The 15,921-nt window shown below is 36.0% G+C and carries 11 protein-coding genes and 1 other RNA gene; 8 read left to right on the forward strand and 4 right to left on the reverse strand.

Annotated features, from left to right (window positions below):
* The first annotated feature begins 123 nt into the window (after positions 1-123).
* The 3 genes from PRVXH_RS03070 (at position 124) to PRVXH_RS03080 (ending at position 3,151) form a co-directional block, all read left to right on the forward strand.
* A complete protein-coding gene (locus PRVXH_RS03070) occupies positions 124-855 on the forward strand; it encodes an alpha/beta fold hydrolase (RefSeq protein ID WP_353893847.1) in 732 nt (243 codons plus the stop codon).
* A gap of 16 nt (positions 856-871) precedes the next feature.
* Positions 872-1,399, forward strand: a complete 528-nt coding sequence (locus tag PRVXH_RS03075) for a carbonic anhydrase (protein ID WP_353893848.1) — start codon at positions 872-874, stop codon at positions 1,397-1,399.
* A 189-nt stretch (positions 1,400-1,588) separates the two neighbouring features.
* Positions 1,589-3,151, forward strand: a complete 1,563-nt coding sequence (locus PRVXH_RS03080) for an IS1182 family transposase (protein WP_353893376.1) — start codon at positions 1,589-1,591, stop codon at positions 3,149-3,151.
* Positions 3,152-3,670: 519 nt separating this feature from the next.
* Here PRVXH_RS03080 and PRVXH_RS03085 read toward each other — a convergent pair.
* The 3 genes from PRVXH_RS03085 to PRVXH_RS03095 all read right to left on the reverse strand — a co-directional run bounded on the left by PRVXH_RS03085 (position 3,671) and on the right by PRVXH_RS03095 (position 6,970).
* On the reverse strand, positions 3,671-4,723 hold the full coding sequence (locus PRVXH_RS03085; RefSeq protein ID WP_353893849.1) for a hypothetical protein: 1,053 nt from the start codon (positions 4,721-4,723) through the stop codon (positions 3,671-3,673).
* A 180-nt stretch (positions 4,724-4,903) separates the two neighbouring features.
* On the reverse strand, positions 4,904-5,542 hold the full coding sequence (locus PRVXH_RS03090) for a response regulator transcription factor (RefSeq protein ID WP_353893850.1): 639 nt from the start codon (positions 5,540-5,542) through the stop codon (positions 4,904-4,906).
* A complete protein-coding gene (locus PRVXH_RS03095) occupies positions 5,543-6,970 on the reverse strand; it encodes an ATP-binding protein (RefSeq protein WP_353893851.1) in 1,428 nt (475 codons plus the stop codon).
* A 247-nt stretch (positions 6,971-7,217) separates the two neighbouring features.
* Between PRVXH_RS03095 and PRVXH_RS03100 the strand changes: the two genes are divergently transcribed.
* The gene (locus PRVXH_RS03100) at positions 7,218-7,769 is read left to right on the forward strand and encodes an HDIG domain-containing metalloprotein (RefSeq protein WP_353893852.1); all 552 of its coding nucleotides are present in this window, start codon (positions 7,218-7,220) and stop codon (positions 7,767-7,769) included.
* Positions 7,770-7,785: 16 nt separating this feature from the next.
* On the opposite strand, the gene PRVXH_RS03105 is transcribed toward PRVXH_RS03100, so the two are convergent.
* Positions 7,786-9,045, reverse strand: a complete 1,260-nt coding sequence (locus tag PRVXH_RS03105) for a hypothetical protein (RefSeq protein ID WP_353893853.1) — start codon at positions 9,043-9,045, stop codon at positions 7,786-7,788.
* A gap of 106 nt (positions 9,046-9,151) precedes the next feature.
* On the opposite strand from PRVXH_RS03105, the gene rnr reads away from it, so the two are divergent.
* From rnr to cas3, 4 genes are all read left to right on the forward strand, one after another.
* Positions 9,152-11,257 carry a ribonuclease R gene (gene rnr / locus PRVXH_RS03110; RefSeq protein ID WP_353893854.1) on the forward strand — a complete coding sequence of 702 codons (2,106 nt, stop codon included), beginning with the start codon at positions 9,152-9,154 and terminating at the stop codon, positions 11,255-11,257.
* Positions 11,258-11,396: 139 nt separating this feature from the next.
* The gene (smpB, locus tag PRVXH_RS03115; protein ID WP_353893855.1) at positions 11,397-11,849 is read left to right on the forward strand and encodes an SsrA-binding protein SmpB; all 453 of its coding nucleotides are present in this window, start codon (positions 11,397-11,399) and stop codon (positions 11,847-11,849) included.
* 50 nt (positions 11,850-11,899) lie between these two features.
* Positions 11,900-12,258: a transfer-messenger RNA gene (gene ssrA, locus PRVXH_RS03120) on the forward strand.
* Positions 12,259-13,179: 921 nt separating this feature from the next.
* Positions 13,180-15,918, forward strand: a complete 2,739-nt coding sequence (gene cas3 / locus PRVXH_RS03125; RefSeq protein ID WP_353894534.1) for a CRISPR-associated helicase Cas3' — start codon at positions 13,180-13,182, stop codon at positions 15,916-15,918.
* Positions 15,919-15,921: the final 3 nt, after the last annotated feature.

The raw sequence follows: 15,921 nt of genomic DNA on the forward strand, positions 1-15,921 counted from the left end.
TTAATTTTAGCTTAAAAAGATAAAGTAGTCAAACAATTTCATAAATATTTAATATTTAAAAATAGTTGTTTACTGGAGTTTATCTAGTATAATGGTATTAGAACAAAATTAGGGGGAGAAGCTGTGGAAAAGATAGAAAAGGGGTTTAAGTATATTAATGGAAATACAAAAGCTGTGTTAGTAATCCATGGCTTTACAGGTTCACCTACAGAGGTGCATCCCTTGGCGAGGTTTCTTGCAGATCAAGGCTTTGATGTTTTTGGTCCTTGTTTGCCCGGTCATGGAACCACAGTGGAGGATATGATTCAATATACAGATAAGGATTGGATAGATGCTGTGGACAAGGTGTTAGCTGATATGATAGCAAACTATCAGAAATGTTATGTCGTAGGTTTTTCTATGGGAGGAGCTATTGCGCTACACCTAACAGCTAAATATCAGCAAGATATATCGGCCCTTGCTACTATATCCGCACCAATTTATATTCCTAAAGCCACATATTTTGCAAACTTAATAAAGCACTTTAAAAAATCTATACCAAAACCGCCAAAGCCAGATTACGGCGTGCCTATTTTTAGTTATACCGAAACTCCGGTACAATCGTTGCCTTTTATCGTGAATATCATTAAGCAGGCAAAAAAAGATATACCTAAAATATCTATACCTATTTTTGTATCTCAAGGGTTAAAAGATAGCACAGTATATCCTAAAAGTGCAGGATATATCTTTAGCAATGTTTCTAGCACCGAAAAGAAGATTAGGTACTATTGTCACGCCAGCCATATGTTGCCGGTGGAAAAAAAGTACAGAGACAAGCTGTTTAATGAAATGAACAATTTTTTACAAGCATATTAACAAGGGAGAGTTTTTAGTGGAATTTGAAGAGTTTTTATCAAACAACAAGAGATACCTTGAGCAGTATGGGGAAATGTGTAAATGTAAAATGCCTAAGTATCCTAGGAAAAAGATGGCGATATTAACATGTATGGACACCCGATTAACCTTTCAGCTAGAAAAAAGCTTGGGATTAAAGCGGGGAGATGCAATTATTCTAAAAACTGCTGGCAACAACATGCAAGGACAAGAGGTGAGAAGCTTAATAGCTGCCATCTATACTTTAAAGGTGGAAAAGGTAATGGTTATTGGACATCCTGACTGTGGCATGGCCAACCTAGATATTGAAAATTTAAAGAAGACGATGCTAGCAAGGGGCGTAAAAAATGAAGAGATTGAAAACCTAGGCGACCTTGAAGCGTGGTTTGAAACCTTCTGTGACAGCAAAGATAATGTTTTAGAAACGGTAGAAATGCTAATCAATCATCCACTAATACCTAGCGATGTTAAAGTCGCAGGTTTTTATTTCGACCAAGACACATCCCAGCTGTCTAAGCTGTGCTAGCCGTCAAAGCTTCGGTGAGCAAAAACAAAAAAGGGGCTGTCTCAAAAGGATTTTTTCCTTAGGAGACAGCCCTCTTTTGTTTATCAAAAAAAGTTTGAATAATTTAAAAGGCAGCCTCAAAAAAGAGACCACCTTTTGGTATAATTAAGTTACCACACAAAAACTATACCATAAGGAGATTGTACAACAATGGCAAAAATTTATCAATTATCACTTCCATTAAATACAGCGGTCTTAATACCAGATGATTCTCCCGTAAGAACACTGGCAGAGGTTTTAAACCAACTAGATTATACTCCCATCTACCAAGATATCAATAGAAACGGGCGTCCGCCTTATGATCCTCAAACGTTAGTTAAGGTAATCATATACGGTTATATGAATCAAATTTATTCCTCAAGAAAAATTGAAGAAGCCTGCAAAAGAGACCTCCACTTCATATGGCTACTGGAAGGACGTAATGCTCCAGACCATAATACAATTAGCCGGTTTAGACAAAAACTTGAAGATTTTATTGAAGAATTATTTTTTCAGTTTGTTGTAAAGTTAGGGCAGATGGGAGAAATTTCATATGAGAATTTATTTGTTGATGGTTCTAAATTAGAAGCAAATGCTAACAAATACACCTTTGTATGGCGTAAAGCAGTAACAAAACATGAACAACGACTTCAGATAAAAATCAAAGAGTTCATTAATAATATCAATCAAAGTTATGGCTTTCAGTACTCATGTGAACAGGAGAAAGTCACTGTAGAGCAACTCAAAAATATTAAGCGCAGTTTGATGGAAGTAAAAAGATGTGAAAATATAGAGTATGTCTATGGCAAAGGCAAAAGGAAAACATCACTACAAAAAGATGCTGAATTATTAGATGAGTATCTAGAAAAACAGCAAAAATATGATGACTTTAAATCTACTTTTAAGGGCAGAAATAGTTTTTCAAAAACTGACAAAGATGCTACCTTTATGAGGATGAAAGATGATCATATGAAAAATGCTCAGCTAAAACCAGGGTATAATGCTCAACTTGCAGTAGAAGGTGAATATATCGTAGGAGCTGATATATCTAGTGAACGTTCAGACCAGCTGACCTTTGTACCGTTTATGGAAAAATTAAAATCAAATTTGCCTCAAAAACACAAAAATATTGTTGCAGATTCAGGATACGAAAGCGAAGAAAACTATACATACTTAGAGTCTGAGAATCAAAATGCTTATATAAAGCCTACCACTTACAATCAAATAAACAAAAAACGGTTTAAGGACCAAATTGGGCGTAGAGAGAATATGCTATATGATGAGGAGCTAGACCAGTATATTTGTCAAAATGGAAAGGTTTTAAGCCCTTTAACAACCACAAGTAGAAAATCTAAATCAGGATATACATCAAAAGTGCAAATTTATGAAAGTGAAAACTGTAGCGGCTGTAAACTAAAAGATAAATGTAAAAAATCAAAAGGGGACAAGCGTCTTTATGTAGCAAAAGATTTTCTTAGACAACGAGAAAAATCCCTTAAAAACATCCAAACTCCTTTAGGTAAAAAACTGAGAATGAATCGTTCAATTCAAGTAGAGGGAGCCTTTGGTATTATTAAAGAAGACTATGGTTTTAGAAAATTTTTATCCCGTGGAGAAAAAAATGTAAAAACTGAATTTCTTCTGCTCTGTTTTGGGTTTAATCTAAATAAACTTAACAGAAAAGGACTTAGAAAGAAGAAAGGCGTAACACTACACGAGCTTAAAAGCGCATAAAAAAGAACATAACTTATAATTCTAAAGGAGAAAAACATGCTCCTTATTTTGTCATGCTTAAAATTAAGAAACTATTAAAGTTACGGGGCGGGAATTTAGTTTTGCACTTCTAATGCTTAATGAATTTACAAAAAGGGCTGCTCAAAATTATCTTTTAGATAATTTTGAGACAGCCCCTTTTTATTAAATTAATTGGATATTAAATTTATTATATACGTAATAGATAGTTATTAGATGAATTATTAAATTAGGGGTTAATAAATAAGTGTAATACATACTTAGTTACTTATTTAACATTTATTATATAAGAAGTAAACTTTATAGCATAGTGACGTTCATACTAAAAGAGAGGTACATTTGTACCTAAAACAATAACTAAAAAGCTAACTTCACTATCGATAAGTAGATAGGGGTAATAAAGAAACTACCTGCCTTTACACTAAAGGTAGGTAGTTTCTTATTAAAATAATTAGGGGATAGATTTGTATGAAGATTTAGATGGTGTTGCTTAGACAATTATTAGAAACGACCTATGATTATATCAGACTCATCGATAATACCGGCGTTTTCTAACGCTCTTTGGAAGGAGGTAGATTCACGGGACATTCTTACCGTTGCACCGGTTATAGTGTCGACAGAGTCTTGAGCAGTTCTAGTCGCTCCAGAAGGAACATCAGCACCAAACTCGTTATCTTCATTGATAGCTGGCTCGTAACGAGAGTTACTCCAGTCAACTAGAGATGTTAACTCAGTAGCATCTTGACCAACTAGATATTCTTCAATTGCTCTGTAGTTGCCATCCCAACCACCAAGGCCAAAGTAGCCGTACTCAGCTTCTTGTGCTTGTGGTTTTCCATCAACAAATTCAACGCCCAATGCTTCAACAAATTCTTGAACAGTAGAGGAGTTGTCTACACCTTCTAACTCGCCCTTGTCGTTAACTACATGAGACCACATTCCATGAATATCAAAGATTGTATTTTCGTCATAGTCTTCAAACTCTGCAGGGTGAGAACCACCGGTTCTGCTAGTTGGAACAAAGTTACCGCTGCCTACACTAAGACCTTCTTCAACTGTTTGACTAAAGTTAAAATCCGCAGGAAGCTTTGCTTCAAACTGGTATCTAGTCATTGGATCTACAATTGCTAAAGCCACATCTCCATTGCTGTCTACGGCAGTAGCGTAAAAACTCATCATGTCAGCAGTGTGGATAGTGAACATTGACTGACCTGGCGTATAGTCGTCGCCATCTGGGGTGGCAAAGGTTGGGTCAACGGAGAAGTCAACATCAACAAAAGCGTTGCCAGCTTGGCGAGTAGTCCAGTATCCATCGATGTTACGGAAGAAACGCATTTTAGCATCGGTGATAATGCCGTCTTCATCAAGTTCTAGAATAGTTTCGATGTACCTGTCAGCATCTTCAAAAGCAACGCCGCTAGCTTCACCTCTCCAAGAATAACCAACATATTGGCCTGCAAGAGAAGTAGATTCAGCTTCTGAGCATCCTACAGCTGCAAAAGATAAAGTTAAAGTCAAAAGTAGAACAAAGAACATTTTTGAGATTTTTTTCATGATTAAACACCCTTTCCGATAAGTAAATTGATTGATAAAAATTTCTCGTTCTTTTTGTCACTTACTATTGTACAAACGTTTAACATGCTAGTATAGGTGCATTTGTACAATAACAAGAAGGTACGTTTGTACCTTTATGCACAAGACACACAAAAAGAGCCTAAGTTAGGCTCTTTTTGTTTACTTTTTGAACTTTACTTCCTGTACATAAAAAGCAGCTGCTTGGGCTCTATTTTTTAGGTGTAACTTGCTTAAAATCCCACTAAGCTGATTGCGAACTGTCTTTTCGCTTAAGTGAAGCTCCTTACCTATATCTATATTAGTCTTGCCTTCAGCTACTAATTTTAAAATAGATATCTCTCTATCGTTAAGCTGAGAGGTTTGGTCAGCAGGCTTTGATTTATTTTGCATGTGGCTAATAACTTTCTCCGTTGTTTTGGGGTCTAAAACATTATTTCCTTTAGCGGCTTTTACCACGTATTCAATTAACTCATTAATCCGTACCTCTTTCATTAGATAGCCCGATGCCCCACCTAAGATAGCCTCTATTAACGCTTCGTCATCTGTAAAAGCGGTTAGCATAATAACCTTACTATCTGGTGAGATAGACAAAACTTCCTTACAGACTTTAACCCCTGTCTTATCAGGAAGCCTTACATCCATAATAATTATGTCGTAAAAATTGTTTCTGACTTTATCGATAGCTTCTTGCCCGTTGCAAGCTTCGTCGATAACCTCAAACCTACTGTCTCGGGATAAGTTCTCTTTAAGTCCTAATCGAATCATTTCATGGTCATCTACCAACAATACTTTAAACATTTATGCACCACCTTTTAAGGGAAACTGTACAATTATTTTGGTACCTTTGTTTTCTTCGCTGACAAAAGTATAGCTTCCGCCAAGGGATTCCACTCTTTGTCTAACGTGGATTAACCCCATCCCTTCTTTGCCTTTTTGTTTTTGCTCCAAATTATCAATATTTATGCCAACGCCGTTATCTTCCACCGAAAGCTTAATAGCATTGCTATTTAAATTTTCTAGCTTGATGTTCACCACATCTGTTTTGCTATGTTTTAGGACGTTGATTAAAAGCTCACCAACAATACTATAAATACAGGTTTTAATCTCCGGTGAAATTTTTGTAAATGGTTTAAGCTTATTGTCAATGTTTATAGTCAAATGACTTTTGAACTTTTCATAGAGCTGCTGCATTATTTCGCTAATAGTCAAAGGGGCAAGCTCCGCAGTTTTTAAGCCTTGAATATATAACCTAAGGTCGGTAATAGTATTGTTAAGCTGATCTATGGAGCTATCTAGCCTATCTGCTAAACTATCATTTTTATCATCTAAATCTGCTTTGCAGCTTTGTATACGAAGGCTTACCGAATATATCCCTTGAATAATATCGTCATGTATATCCTTTTTTATTCTTTCTCTTTCCTGTAAAATTGCATTTTCGTTAATGGTCCTACCCATTAGCGAGATATTCTCTAATTGAAAGTTGCGCAAAATAATTATGGTGTTGATAGTGATAAGAATACTAAACAATGTTCTAAAAAGGGGAACAGGAATTCCCGTAACCTGAAAAAAAGATTGATAGTTTAGCCAAGTAGCGGGGAAAAAGTGCGCCGGAGGCACAAAAACACCTGCAAAAATCCCATAGCCAAGAAAGGAGATAGTTAAAAAAGTATAGATAAATACCATGTGGGAATTATTACTTTTTTGAATTTGCTTCTTATGGTAGTTAATAGCATAAGCTCCTATGATGCCGGCGGGAAAAGCGAAGAAATAACGGTTAATAGTTTCCGCCAAGCTATACCAGTAATGAAGGTTTTCCCCTACTATAATAACTCTATAAATAACAAAATAGCAAACCCATATTATAATACCAACTATAGACAGATGTATCAGTTTTTTAAACAAATTCTTTTGTTTAAGCTCATATAAAAAAGATAAGCTAAAAGCTAGTAGAAAAGCGAATGAAATACCCACTAAATTTAAGGAAATTACATCCAAGATAAATATCGTGGTAGGTGCAAAGTCTTCAAATCTTGCGGGAATATAAAAATGAGTCCATTCATTTAATCCGTGCAGGAAACCGAACATCGCCAGTAGCCACAGATTTTTAGAGAATGTTTTATTTGAATACTCCTTAACTTGTAAAGTGATGGCAAAACCCATTATAATAAAAGACAAACCATAAATGAAATATATTTCACTATAAAACTTTAAAAAGAAATCCTGCATATTATTAAATCTCCCTTTATTTAATTTATAAAATAAATTATATCTTATATCAACTGTTACATCAAAGCTTAGTAAAATTTGTAGGAGACTCACAGTAGCATGACACTGTCAAAATAAAGAGAGTTTTTGCAATTATAATCCAAAAATGATATATTTTAAGTAGTAGCAAGACCTTATACTTTTAGCGTGCCATAATAGACATTAACTAATTATCCCCTGTAATTATAATTTACAAAGGAGGAGTATTATGTCAAGAAAAGAGCAACTAAAACTTGTTAAAAAGCATGTGAAAAACAAAAATCTCGTTAAGCATATGATCGCAACAGAAAATGTGCTAGAAGATCTAGCAGTTTACTTAGAAGAAGATAAAAAAAAGTGGGCAACCGCCGGACTACTACACGACATTGATTATGACAACACAGCTGAAGATCCTAAAAATCATAGTCTTTTAGGAGCAGAAATTCTGGAAAAAGCAGGGTTTGAAGATGATATCGTCTATGCCGTAAAAGTACATAACCCAGCCCATGGATTTGAAAGAAAAAGCAAACTTGATAAAGCTCTTTATTGCGCAGATCCAGTTACAGGTTTAATTGTTGCTTCAGCTTTAATTCACCCTGACAAGAAACTAAACTCTATAGACACTCCGTTTGTTCTAAAAAGGTTTAATGAAAAGCAATTTGCAAGGGGAGCAAACAGAGACCAGATATCAGCTTGCTCAGAGCTGGGTTTATCTCTGGATAAATTTGTCTCTTTAGCCCTTGAGGCAATGCAAAAAAACCACAAGGAACTTGGATTATAATAAAATACTTCTAGGCCTAAAACCTAGAAGTATTTTTGTTAGGTAGAATTTTAGCTGTTAATTTTTTTAACCTGTTAACATTCCACGAGGACCCTTGAAAAAATGGTTTTGCAATACTCTCCATATTAACGTTTCTTTTGTTTATCAAATCTCTTAAAAATTCTTCAACACTTTTTCCCGACCTGTTGATAGCAAGTTGGATATAATAGCTTCCAAGCTTCGTTTTTTCATCAGTAGTTAGTTGATCATAATGTTTGTTGGCCCAAGCAGGTTCCTTGAAAATATTATTCTCATTATATTTCCAATTAAAGCTATGTAAAGCTGCAAAATCACAGATAGATTCTACAAACCATTTTTGGCTAGGGGGTACCTGTATACTTTTAAACCAAACTTTTACTATCTTAGGTGCCAAACTTTTAAACAGAATCTCTTCCCTTTCTTTAGGTGTACCTCCCTTTTCTTTAATTTCATCTATCAGCCATGTAGGAAGAACTGTATTTACACCATCACTAAAGGGGGTGAAGTTACCATCAGATAAAATGATATTTATCTTTTTATCTAGAGGGTATGGTAAGTAGCTATCCCACTTTTCTAAAAGACTTTTTGTAATGGCATTGATTTTCCTAGCTTGATTTAAATATTTCCTGGGGTATAATATAGTAATATTATAATTTCTATAATTATCCAAACTCTTAAGCGAGTTATTTCCAATTACAGATAATCCATAACAGCTTTTACTTTCAAAGTGAACAACCTGCTTATCTGCTTTAAACCCGTCTTTTGTGATGCTGCCACCGCACATTAATTTTAAACCCTTTTTAGAAGCTAGACTTACTTTACTTGGGTGATTATTATCTGTTGGTTTTTGGGGAAAAACATAACCGTTAGCATTTACAAAAAATCCATCTTTTTTAATGGAAACCCAAGGATTTGGGGTAGAATAATACTTGAAGGTTAGTTTTATCTTGTCTAATAGCTTTGGGTTTACAGGTAATTTAACGGATATCACTTTGACTTCATTATTATAGAAAAAAGCGTTATGTTCCTTAAATTTTAGAGGATATCCTAAATAAGAGACTTCAACAACATCAAACTCCTTATTCAGTAACACCGAGACCTTCCTGAGCCCATTAGATAAAATTAAAGTGGATTTAAACTCAACGATATTCTCTTTTAAATTTGGGTAAATTTCAGATGATAAACTTTTAATGTCGTACGGGAATTTCTCCTTGAATTTGTTAAATAACAACTGACTTGCTTCATTTTTAATAAACATAAAAACCCCCCTCCATAAATTATTCTCATTATTTTAACTATTCTCTACTATTATAGAAAATCCTTTCTAAAATATACACAATTAAGGACTAAAAGGAGTGAAAAAGATGATTAAAGAAAAAATTTTAACCTATATGTCAAAAGAGGCTTACAGACCTCTCACCATTGATGAGTTGATAGAGAGTTTTCAGCTTGACGAAAAGGATATACCTTCTTTCAAAGAAATACTAAGTGATATGGAAAAACAAGGCGAAATCATCCAAACAAGGAGTAAACGCTACGGTGTGCCGGAGCGTATGAACCTTGTGGTGGGGAGGCTCCAAGCACATTCTAAGGGGTTTGGTTTTATATTATCTACAGATCCGGAAAAAGAGGATGTTTTTGTCAGCCCTGAAGACATGGGTGGAGCTTTACACAACGACAAAGTAGTAGCAAGACTGCATAAAGGGGGAGCAAGAAGAAGAGAGGGGGAAATAATCCGGATATTAGAACGGGCTAATACCACCGTTGTAGGAACCTTTGAAAAAAGCAATAACTTTGGATTTGTAACCCCAGATGAGAGTAGAATAAACTTAGATATATTTGTTCCCAAATCTGAATTTAACAAAGCGCAAAATGAGGAAATAGTAGTTGTAGAGATAACTAGGTGGCCGGAAAAAAGGCGCAACCCAGAAGGTAGAATTATTCAAAAGTTAGGTAATAAAAACTCACCTGGTACAGATATTCTAACGATAATGGCAAAGTATAAACTAGATCCGAAATTTCCTAACAAGGTAATGAAGGAAGTGGAGGACGTTCCAGAATATCTGCACGAAGATGAGCTTAAAGGCAGGAAAGACTTTAGGGATTGGCCGATAATAACCATCGATGGGGAAGACGCTAAAGATTTAGATGATGGAATATGTGTTAAAAAACTAGATAACGGAAATTTTGAGCTAAGTGTACACATCGCTGATGTCTCTCACTATGTAAGGCAAGGGACAGCTCTAGATAAAGAAGCATATGAGAGATCAACTAGCGTCTATCTTGTTGATAGAGTTATACCTATGCTTCCTGAGAAGCTTTCAAATGGGCTATGCAGCTTAAACCCAAGACAAGATCGGTTAACTATGTCGATAGTAATGGAGATAGACGGTAACGGTAAGGTAGTAAAGCATGACATAGTTCAAGGAGTTATTAACTCAAAAGAACGAATGACATACTCAGACGTTAAAAAAATCTTAGTAGATAAAGATGAAGAACTAATTGCGAGGTATAAAGAGCTAGTACCACAGTTTAGGCAGGCAGAAGAGTTGGCTTTAATTTTAAACAAAAGAAGAAAAAACCGCGGCGCAATCGACTTTGAGTTCCCTGAAGCAAAAGTTGAGTTAGACGGCCAAGGCTTTCCAATAAAAATTGTTCATAGACAACGAACAATCGCAGAAAGGCTGATTGAAGAGTTTATGCTGGTGGCTAATGAAACGGTGGCAGAACATCTAGCTAGGCTAGAAATACCAGCTATCTTTAGAATTCATGAACAACCAGCACCAGAAAAAATAACTGCGTTAAACGAGTTTATTCATAACTTTGGATACCATCTTAAGGGTTCCCCTGAAAAAGTTCACCCAAAAGTTTTAGCGGAACTATTAGAAAAAATCCAAGGTGAAGGAGAACAAAGAGTTATAAGTACTGTGACATTAAGATCTATGAGGCAGGCTAAATATCACCAGGATAATAAGGGACACTTTGGACTGGCAGCTAAGTTTTACACTCACTTTACTTCACCTATCAGGCGTTACCCTGACTTGATGGTACACAGAATTTTAAAATGGATTGTAACAGGAAAAATGAATGAAAAGAGAGTAAAGCATTTACAAAGGGCTATGCCTGATGTAGGTCTACACACCTCTACCCAGGAACGAAAAGCTGAAGAAGCAGAACGAGAGACTGTAGATTTAAAGAAAGTACAGTATATGGAAGGGCACATCGGAGATGAGTTTGAAGGAACCATAAGTGGTGTGACAAATTTCGGCATGTTTGTGGAATTACCTAACACCGTCGAAGGTCTTGTTCATATCAGCAATATGACCGATGATTACTATCATTATCATGAAAAAACCTACTCGTTAGTAGGAGAAAAGACTAGTAAAAGATACCGACTAGGTGACAAAGTTCGAGTTACAGTAGCAAAAATCGACAAAAATGAAAAAATTATCGATTTTCTACTAGTTTAACACTTGCAAAGGCAAAAAACCTATGATACTATAAAAGTACCCCAAAGTTATACCCATTAACCCTTTACCCGGACACACGGTTACCCGCCGTGTGTCTACCCCTTTATACGGGAATTTTAAAACTGGAGGGGATTTAAGAATGAAAGCAATAGCTGTAAATAAAAAAGCACGACATGAATATTTTATAGAGGAAACCTTTGAAGCTGGCATTGAGCTTAAAGGAACGGAAGTTAAATCCATCCGTGGAGGTAAGATCAACCTTAAAGATTCCTTTGCGCGAGTAGAAAATGGCGAAGTATTTGTCTATGGTATGCACATTAGCCCATATGAACAAGGAAACAGATTTAACCATGACCCAACTCGACAACGGAAGCTTTTGCTACGAAAAGAAGAAATTAAAAAACTAATCGGCGCCACTCAACAAAAGGGACTATCGCTTATTCCTACAAAGCTATACTTTGTAAGAGGTCTTGTAAAAATGGAGATAGCGCTAGCAAAAGGTAAAAAGTTGCATGATAAAAGGCAGGACATGGCTAAAAAAGATGCCCAGCGTCAGATTGAAAAAGCATTTAGAGAACGTCAAAAGGTCTAGACATAGACTTTGAGCATATAATATGTTATAATAAATGTTACACTAATCCCGGGGGCGTACTGGTTTCGACGGGAGTAGTTGCCAATGGGGTAGCGAGCCGAGGGCCAGGGCCTCGTAAAAAACTGGAACCTTTAAATTAAACGCTAACGATAATAATTTAGCATTTGCTGCGTAAATAACGCAGCCATCTCTTTTAGATCTTGTCTGTGGATCTAATATGAGGTGTCAAACTTAACAGACTACCCACTAAGGCTTGCTTCGCCCTTAGCGGGAAAACCTAGAAGCTAGTTTTTACGGAATTTCTGTCTTTGGAAGTCCGTAAAGACGAACACCAAAGCAAAGACTGTGCTCGGAGAGACCACGCTGGTAGTACTTCCGGACGGGGGTTCAACTCCCCCCGCCTCCACCAAAATAACCAATATGAAAATACATAACTCCTAAGCTGTTTTCAGCTTAGGAGTTTTTTTCGTCTCCGCCAAGGGACAAAGGGACTGGAATACTTGTAATACGTTCTCCAGTGGGACAAAGTTCCTGTCCCTTCTGTCCCGAGATGAGTCATGTAAAAGTGATGCGTTAAGGCAAAAACCAAAGACCTCTTGTTTCTGCTTCTAGGAAGGGGGATATAAAGATGCTATGGATACTATAGGAGGAATGAAGAAATGTAATGGATAAAAGCAATAATAGAAAAACACACAAAAGAGGATGGTACTGTAGATATGGTTAGAGCAACGAAAGAAATTTCCCTAGTATATAACTTGATAGGGAAGAGTCGCATCTTTGAATAGATAGCAACAAAACATGCAGCTATTTTAGATCCTATCATACTAATCATGTCAACACAGTCTAAAGTGATGTCCTGTGAAAAATAAAAAAATAAAAAAATATTTTTTTGTGACATAATGTTGTCAAAAGTTTATATTATAATGTTCTCAGAATAAGGCAGGAAAAGATTTCCTTGTGTAGAATTACTTTAATTAACTTCTAATTTGTTCCAAAGAAAAAGGGGGTATAAAAAAAGAGGGTTCTCAGTTTTTTTGGACACAATTTCGTGATTGCGGCTTAGAATTACATGGATTTATCTCAGATAACCGCCCGTAAAACTCCCGCCTTAAAATAGATAAAAAAATCGACAACAGATGTTGATAACACAAGCGTTTAAAGTTTTAACTCCTTTAGGTTTAGTATCGTAACTTTATCATTGCATTATTTTCTATGCGGCAACTATCCCGACACATAGGGGTTTGTTAAATTTGAATTACGTTTTCAAACTCCAGTAATTATCAAGCTTATATCTTATCTATAAAAGTCATAAAAATAATGAGGTGATCTTATACCAACTGTTAATCCGTATTTATGGGCGAAGAAGAGTGAAAAGTATGGAAGATATTTCTGGTTGCCTTTAAACCAACACTTAGAAGATACCCTTCGTGTCTCTGAAAGGCTATGGGAGTTGTGGCTAAACAACGGGCAACGACAGCTTATTATCGACTCATTAAGTGAACCAAGTGAAGCAATCGCTAAGCAACTTGTTCAATTTTTGGCAGCCGTACACGATTGTGGCAAGAATAGTGTCGTTTTTCAAATTAAAAAAGGCTTCCCTTATGAATTGGATCTTCGACTATTAGAACGGTTAGAAAAAGGAGGCTTTATTGGAATTTCTCGGTTTTGTCTTCCCTCCTCAAAGGAGAGTCCGCATGCTCTTGCAGGACAAGCTATGCTGTCTTGGCGTGGGTTTGGTGATGACATTGGAACAATTATTGGGGCGCACCATGGTAAACCGATTGATTATAAAAAACAATATGAAAATCAATCAGCTTATACAGAAAATTACTTCCAAGAGGAATCATCAAATAAAAATATTTACCAAAAATGGAAAAGCTCACAAGATGATTTGATTCAATGGGCACTTGAGGTATCAGGGTTTTCAAGTCCACAAGACTTACCTAAAGTGTCTCAATCGGGTCAAGCTATCTTATCAGGACTGCTAATTATGGCAGATTGGATTGCAAGTAATGAAGACTACTTTCCCCTTATTGAAATTGATGACATGGAAGTAGAGGACCAAGAAACTAGATTTTTAAATGGTTGGAAAAAATGGTTTAAAAGCTATCAGTGGGAAGCGAACTATTACTCCGATCCTAAGGAGCTATACGCTAAGCGCTTTCGTTTTGATGAGCCTCGCAATGTGCAACAATCCTTATCAGATGTGATTGAGCAATCGGATGATCCTGGAATCTATGTTTTGGAGGCCCCAATGGGAATTGGCAAAACTGAAGCGGCACTGGTTGGAGTAGAGCAGTTAGCGAGAAAAACTGGTCGCAGTGGACTTTTTTTTGGCTTACCCACGCAAGCAACATCTAACGGCATCTTCCCAAGAATAAATGTATGGTTGAAAAGTATTCAAGAAGAACTTGGCGATAACTTGCCCATTCGCTTAGCGCATGGAAAAGCGGCATTAAATGAAGAGTTCACTAGTTTGGCAAGAAATATAAATATAGATGCTGAAGATAATGGCAGTGTTTTCGTAAATGAGTGGTTTTCAGGGAGAAAAACAACAGCTTTAGATGATTTTGTAGTAGGGACAGTTGACCAATTTTTGTTGCTTGCTTTAAAACAAAAACATTTATCTTTAAGACACCTAGGTTTTTCCAAAAAGATAGTGGTTATTGATGAAGTTCATTCCTACGATGTGTATATGGGGCAGTATTTACAGAGGGCATTACAGTGGATGGGAGCTTATGGCGTACCCGTTATCGTCTTATCTGCTACATTAGCTGCTGATATGAGAAAAAAGTTAATTGATAGTTATATCCGGGGGAAAGGAAGTAGAATAAATAAAAATCAAAATCAAGAAAAAGTATTTCAAACGGATGCATATCCTTTGATTACGTATACCGACGGCGATCAAGTCAAACAGGTCTTAGATTTTGAAAAAACCGAAAACCAAGTAGTGACAGTCGAAAAAGTTGCTGAAAAAGATTTCTATCAATTGATTGATAATCTAAGTGAGCATAATGGAATTATTGGGATTACCGTCAATACCGTAAAGAGAGCGCAAAAATTGGCTAAATACTGTGTTGCTAAATATGGTGATGATAAAGTTGAATTGTTGCATTCGAACTTTATTGCGCAAGACCGAGTGAAAAAAGAAAATAATCTTATAAACATGATTGGAAAAGGTGCAGAACGTCCGAAACAAAAGATTATTATAGGTACTCAAGTAATTGAACAGTCCTTAGATATAGACTTTGATGTTTTAATCAGTGACCTTGCACCAATGGATCTTTTACTCCAACGCGTTGGGAGACTTCACCGTCACAAAATTATTCGCCCGACATACCACGAAAAACCCTGTTTATATATAATAGGGGCTAGTGAACAATTAGAATTTGAGGAAGGGGCAAAACATGTATATGGTGGATATTTGTTGGCTCGAACGCAGTATTTTTTAAGTAATTCCTTAATGTTGCCCAATGACATATCTCCTTTAGTACAAAAAGTGTACGGAAGTGGTGAAATTGAGATTCAAACAGAATTGCAAGACAAATATAACAAAATGAAACAGGATAATGAAGATTTGCTTAAAAAGAAAGAGCTGAAAGCTAAAAAATTTAGAATTGATCGCCCTGCTCAAAAAACAAGTCGCAAAAAAACCTTAATTGGATGGTTAAATTTAAGTGTAAAAGATCAAGGGGAGGAGCACGCTTATGCGCAAGTTCGCGATAGTAATGAAACGATTGAAGTTATTGCTCTTAAGAAAACAGAGAATGGCTATGGGATATTTGGAAAAGGAGTAAACCTATCTAACCAAATAGATAATTTTGAAACTTCAAAAGAAATTGCTCAGCAGACTCTAAGGTTGCCATATGCTTTAAGCTCTCCCCAAAAAATAGATACAACAATTAAGGATTTAGAAACCGAAAATTTAAAACACCTTAGAGAATGGCAGGATAATTTATGGCTGCGAGGAACACTTGGAATAGTGTTTGATGAACATAATCAATATCGTTTAAATGGCTATTTGTTAACTTATGATACAAAGTATGGTCTAACTTACGAGAAGGAGTGAGAA

This window comes from Proteinivorax hydrogeniformans (assembly GCF_040515995.1).
In the GTDB taxonomy this organism is placed as follows: domain Bacteria; phylum Bacillota; class Proteinivoracia; order Proteinivoracales; family Proteinivoracaceae; genus Proteinivorax; species Proteinivorax hydrogeniformans.

Bases quoted from the DNA above. Each gene is read 5' to 3' on its own strand.
- PRVXH_RS03095 (WP_353893851.1), bottom strand. From the start codon at position 6,970: ATGCAGGATTTCTTTTTAAAGTTTTATAGTGAAATATATTTCATTTAT.
- PRVXH_RS03090 (WP_353893850.1), bottom strand. From the start codon at position 5,542: ATGTTTAAAGTATTGTTGGTAGATGACCATGAAATGATTCGATTAGGA.
- PRVXH_RS03080 (WP_353893376.1), top strand. From the start codon at position 1,589: ATGGCAAAAATTTATCAATTATCACTTCCATTAAATACAGCGGTCTTA.
- PRVXH_RS03105 (WP_353893853.1), bottom strand. From the start codon at position 9,045: ATGTTTATTAAAAATGAAGCAAGTCAGTTGTTATTTAACAAATTCAAG.
- rnr (WP_353893854.1), top strand. From the start codon at position 9,152: ATGATTAAAGAAAAAATTTTAACCTATATGTCAAAAGAGGCTTACAGA.
- smpB (WP_353893855.1), top strand. From the start codon at position 11,397: ATGAAAGCAATAGCTGTAAATAAAAAAGCACGACATGAATATTTTATA.
- PRVXH_RS03085 (WP_353893849.1), bottom strand. From the start codon at position 4,723: ATGAAAAAAATCTCAAAAATGTTCTTTGTTCTACTTTTGACTTTAACT.
- PRVXH_RS03100 (WP_353893852.1), top strand. From the start codon at position 7,218: ATGTCAAGAAAAGAGCAACTAAAACTTGTTAAAAAGCATGTGAAAAAC.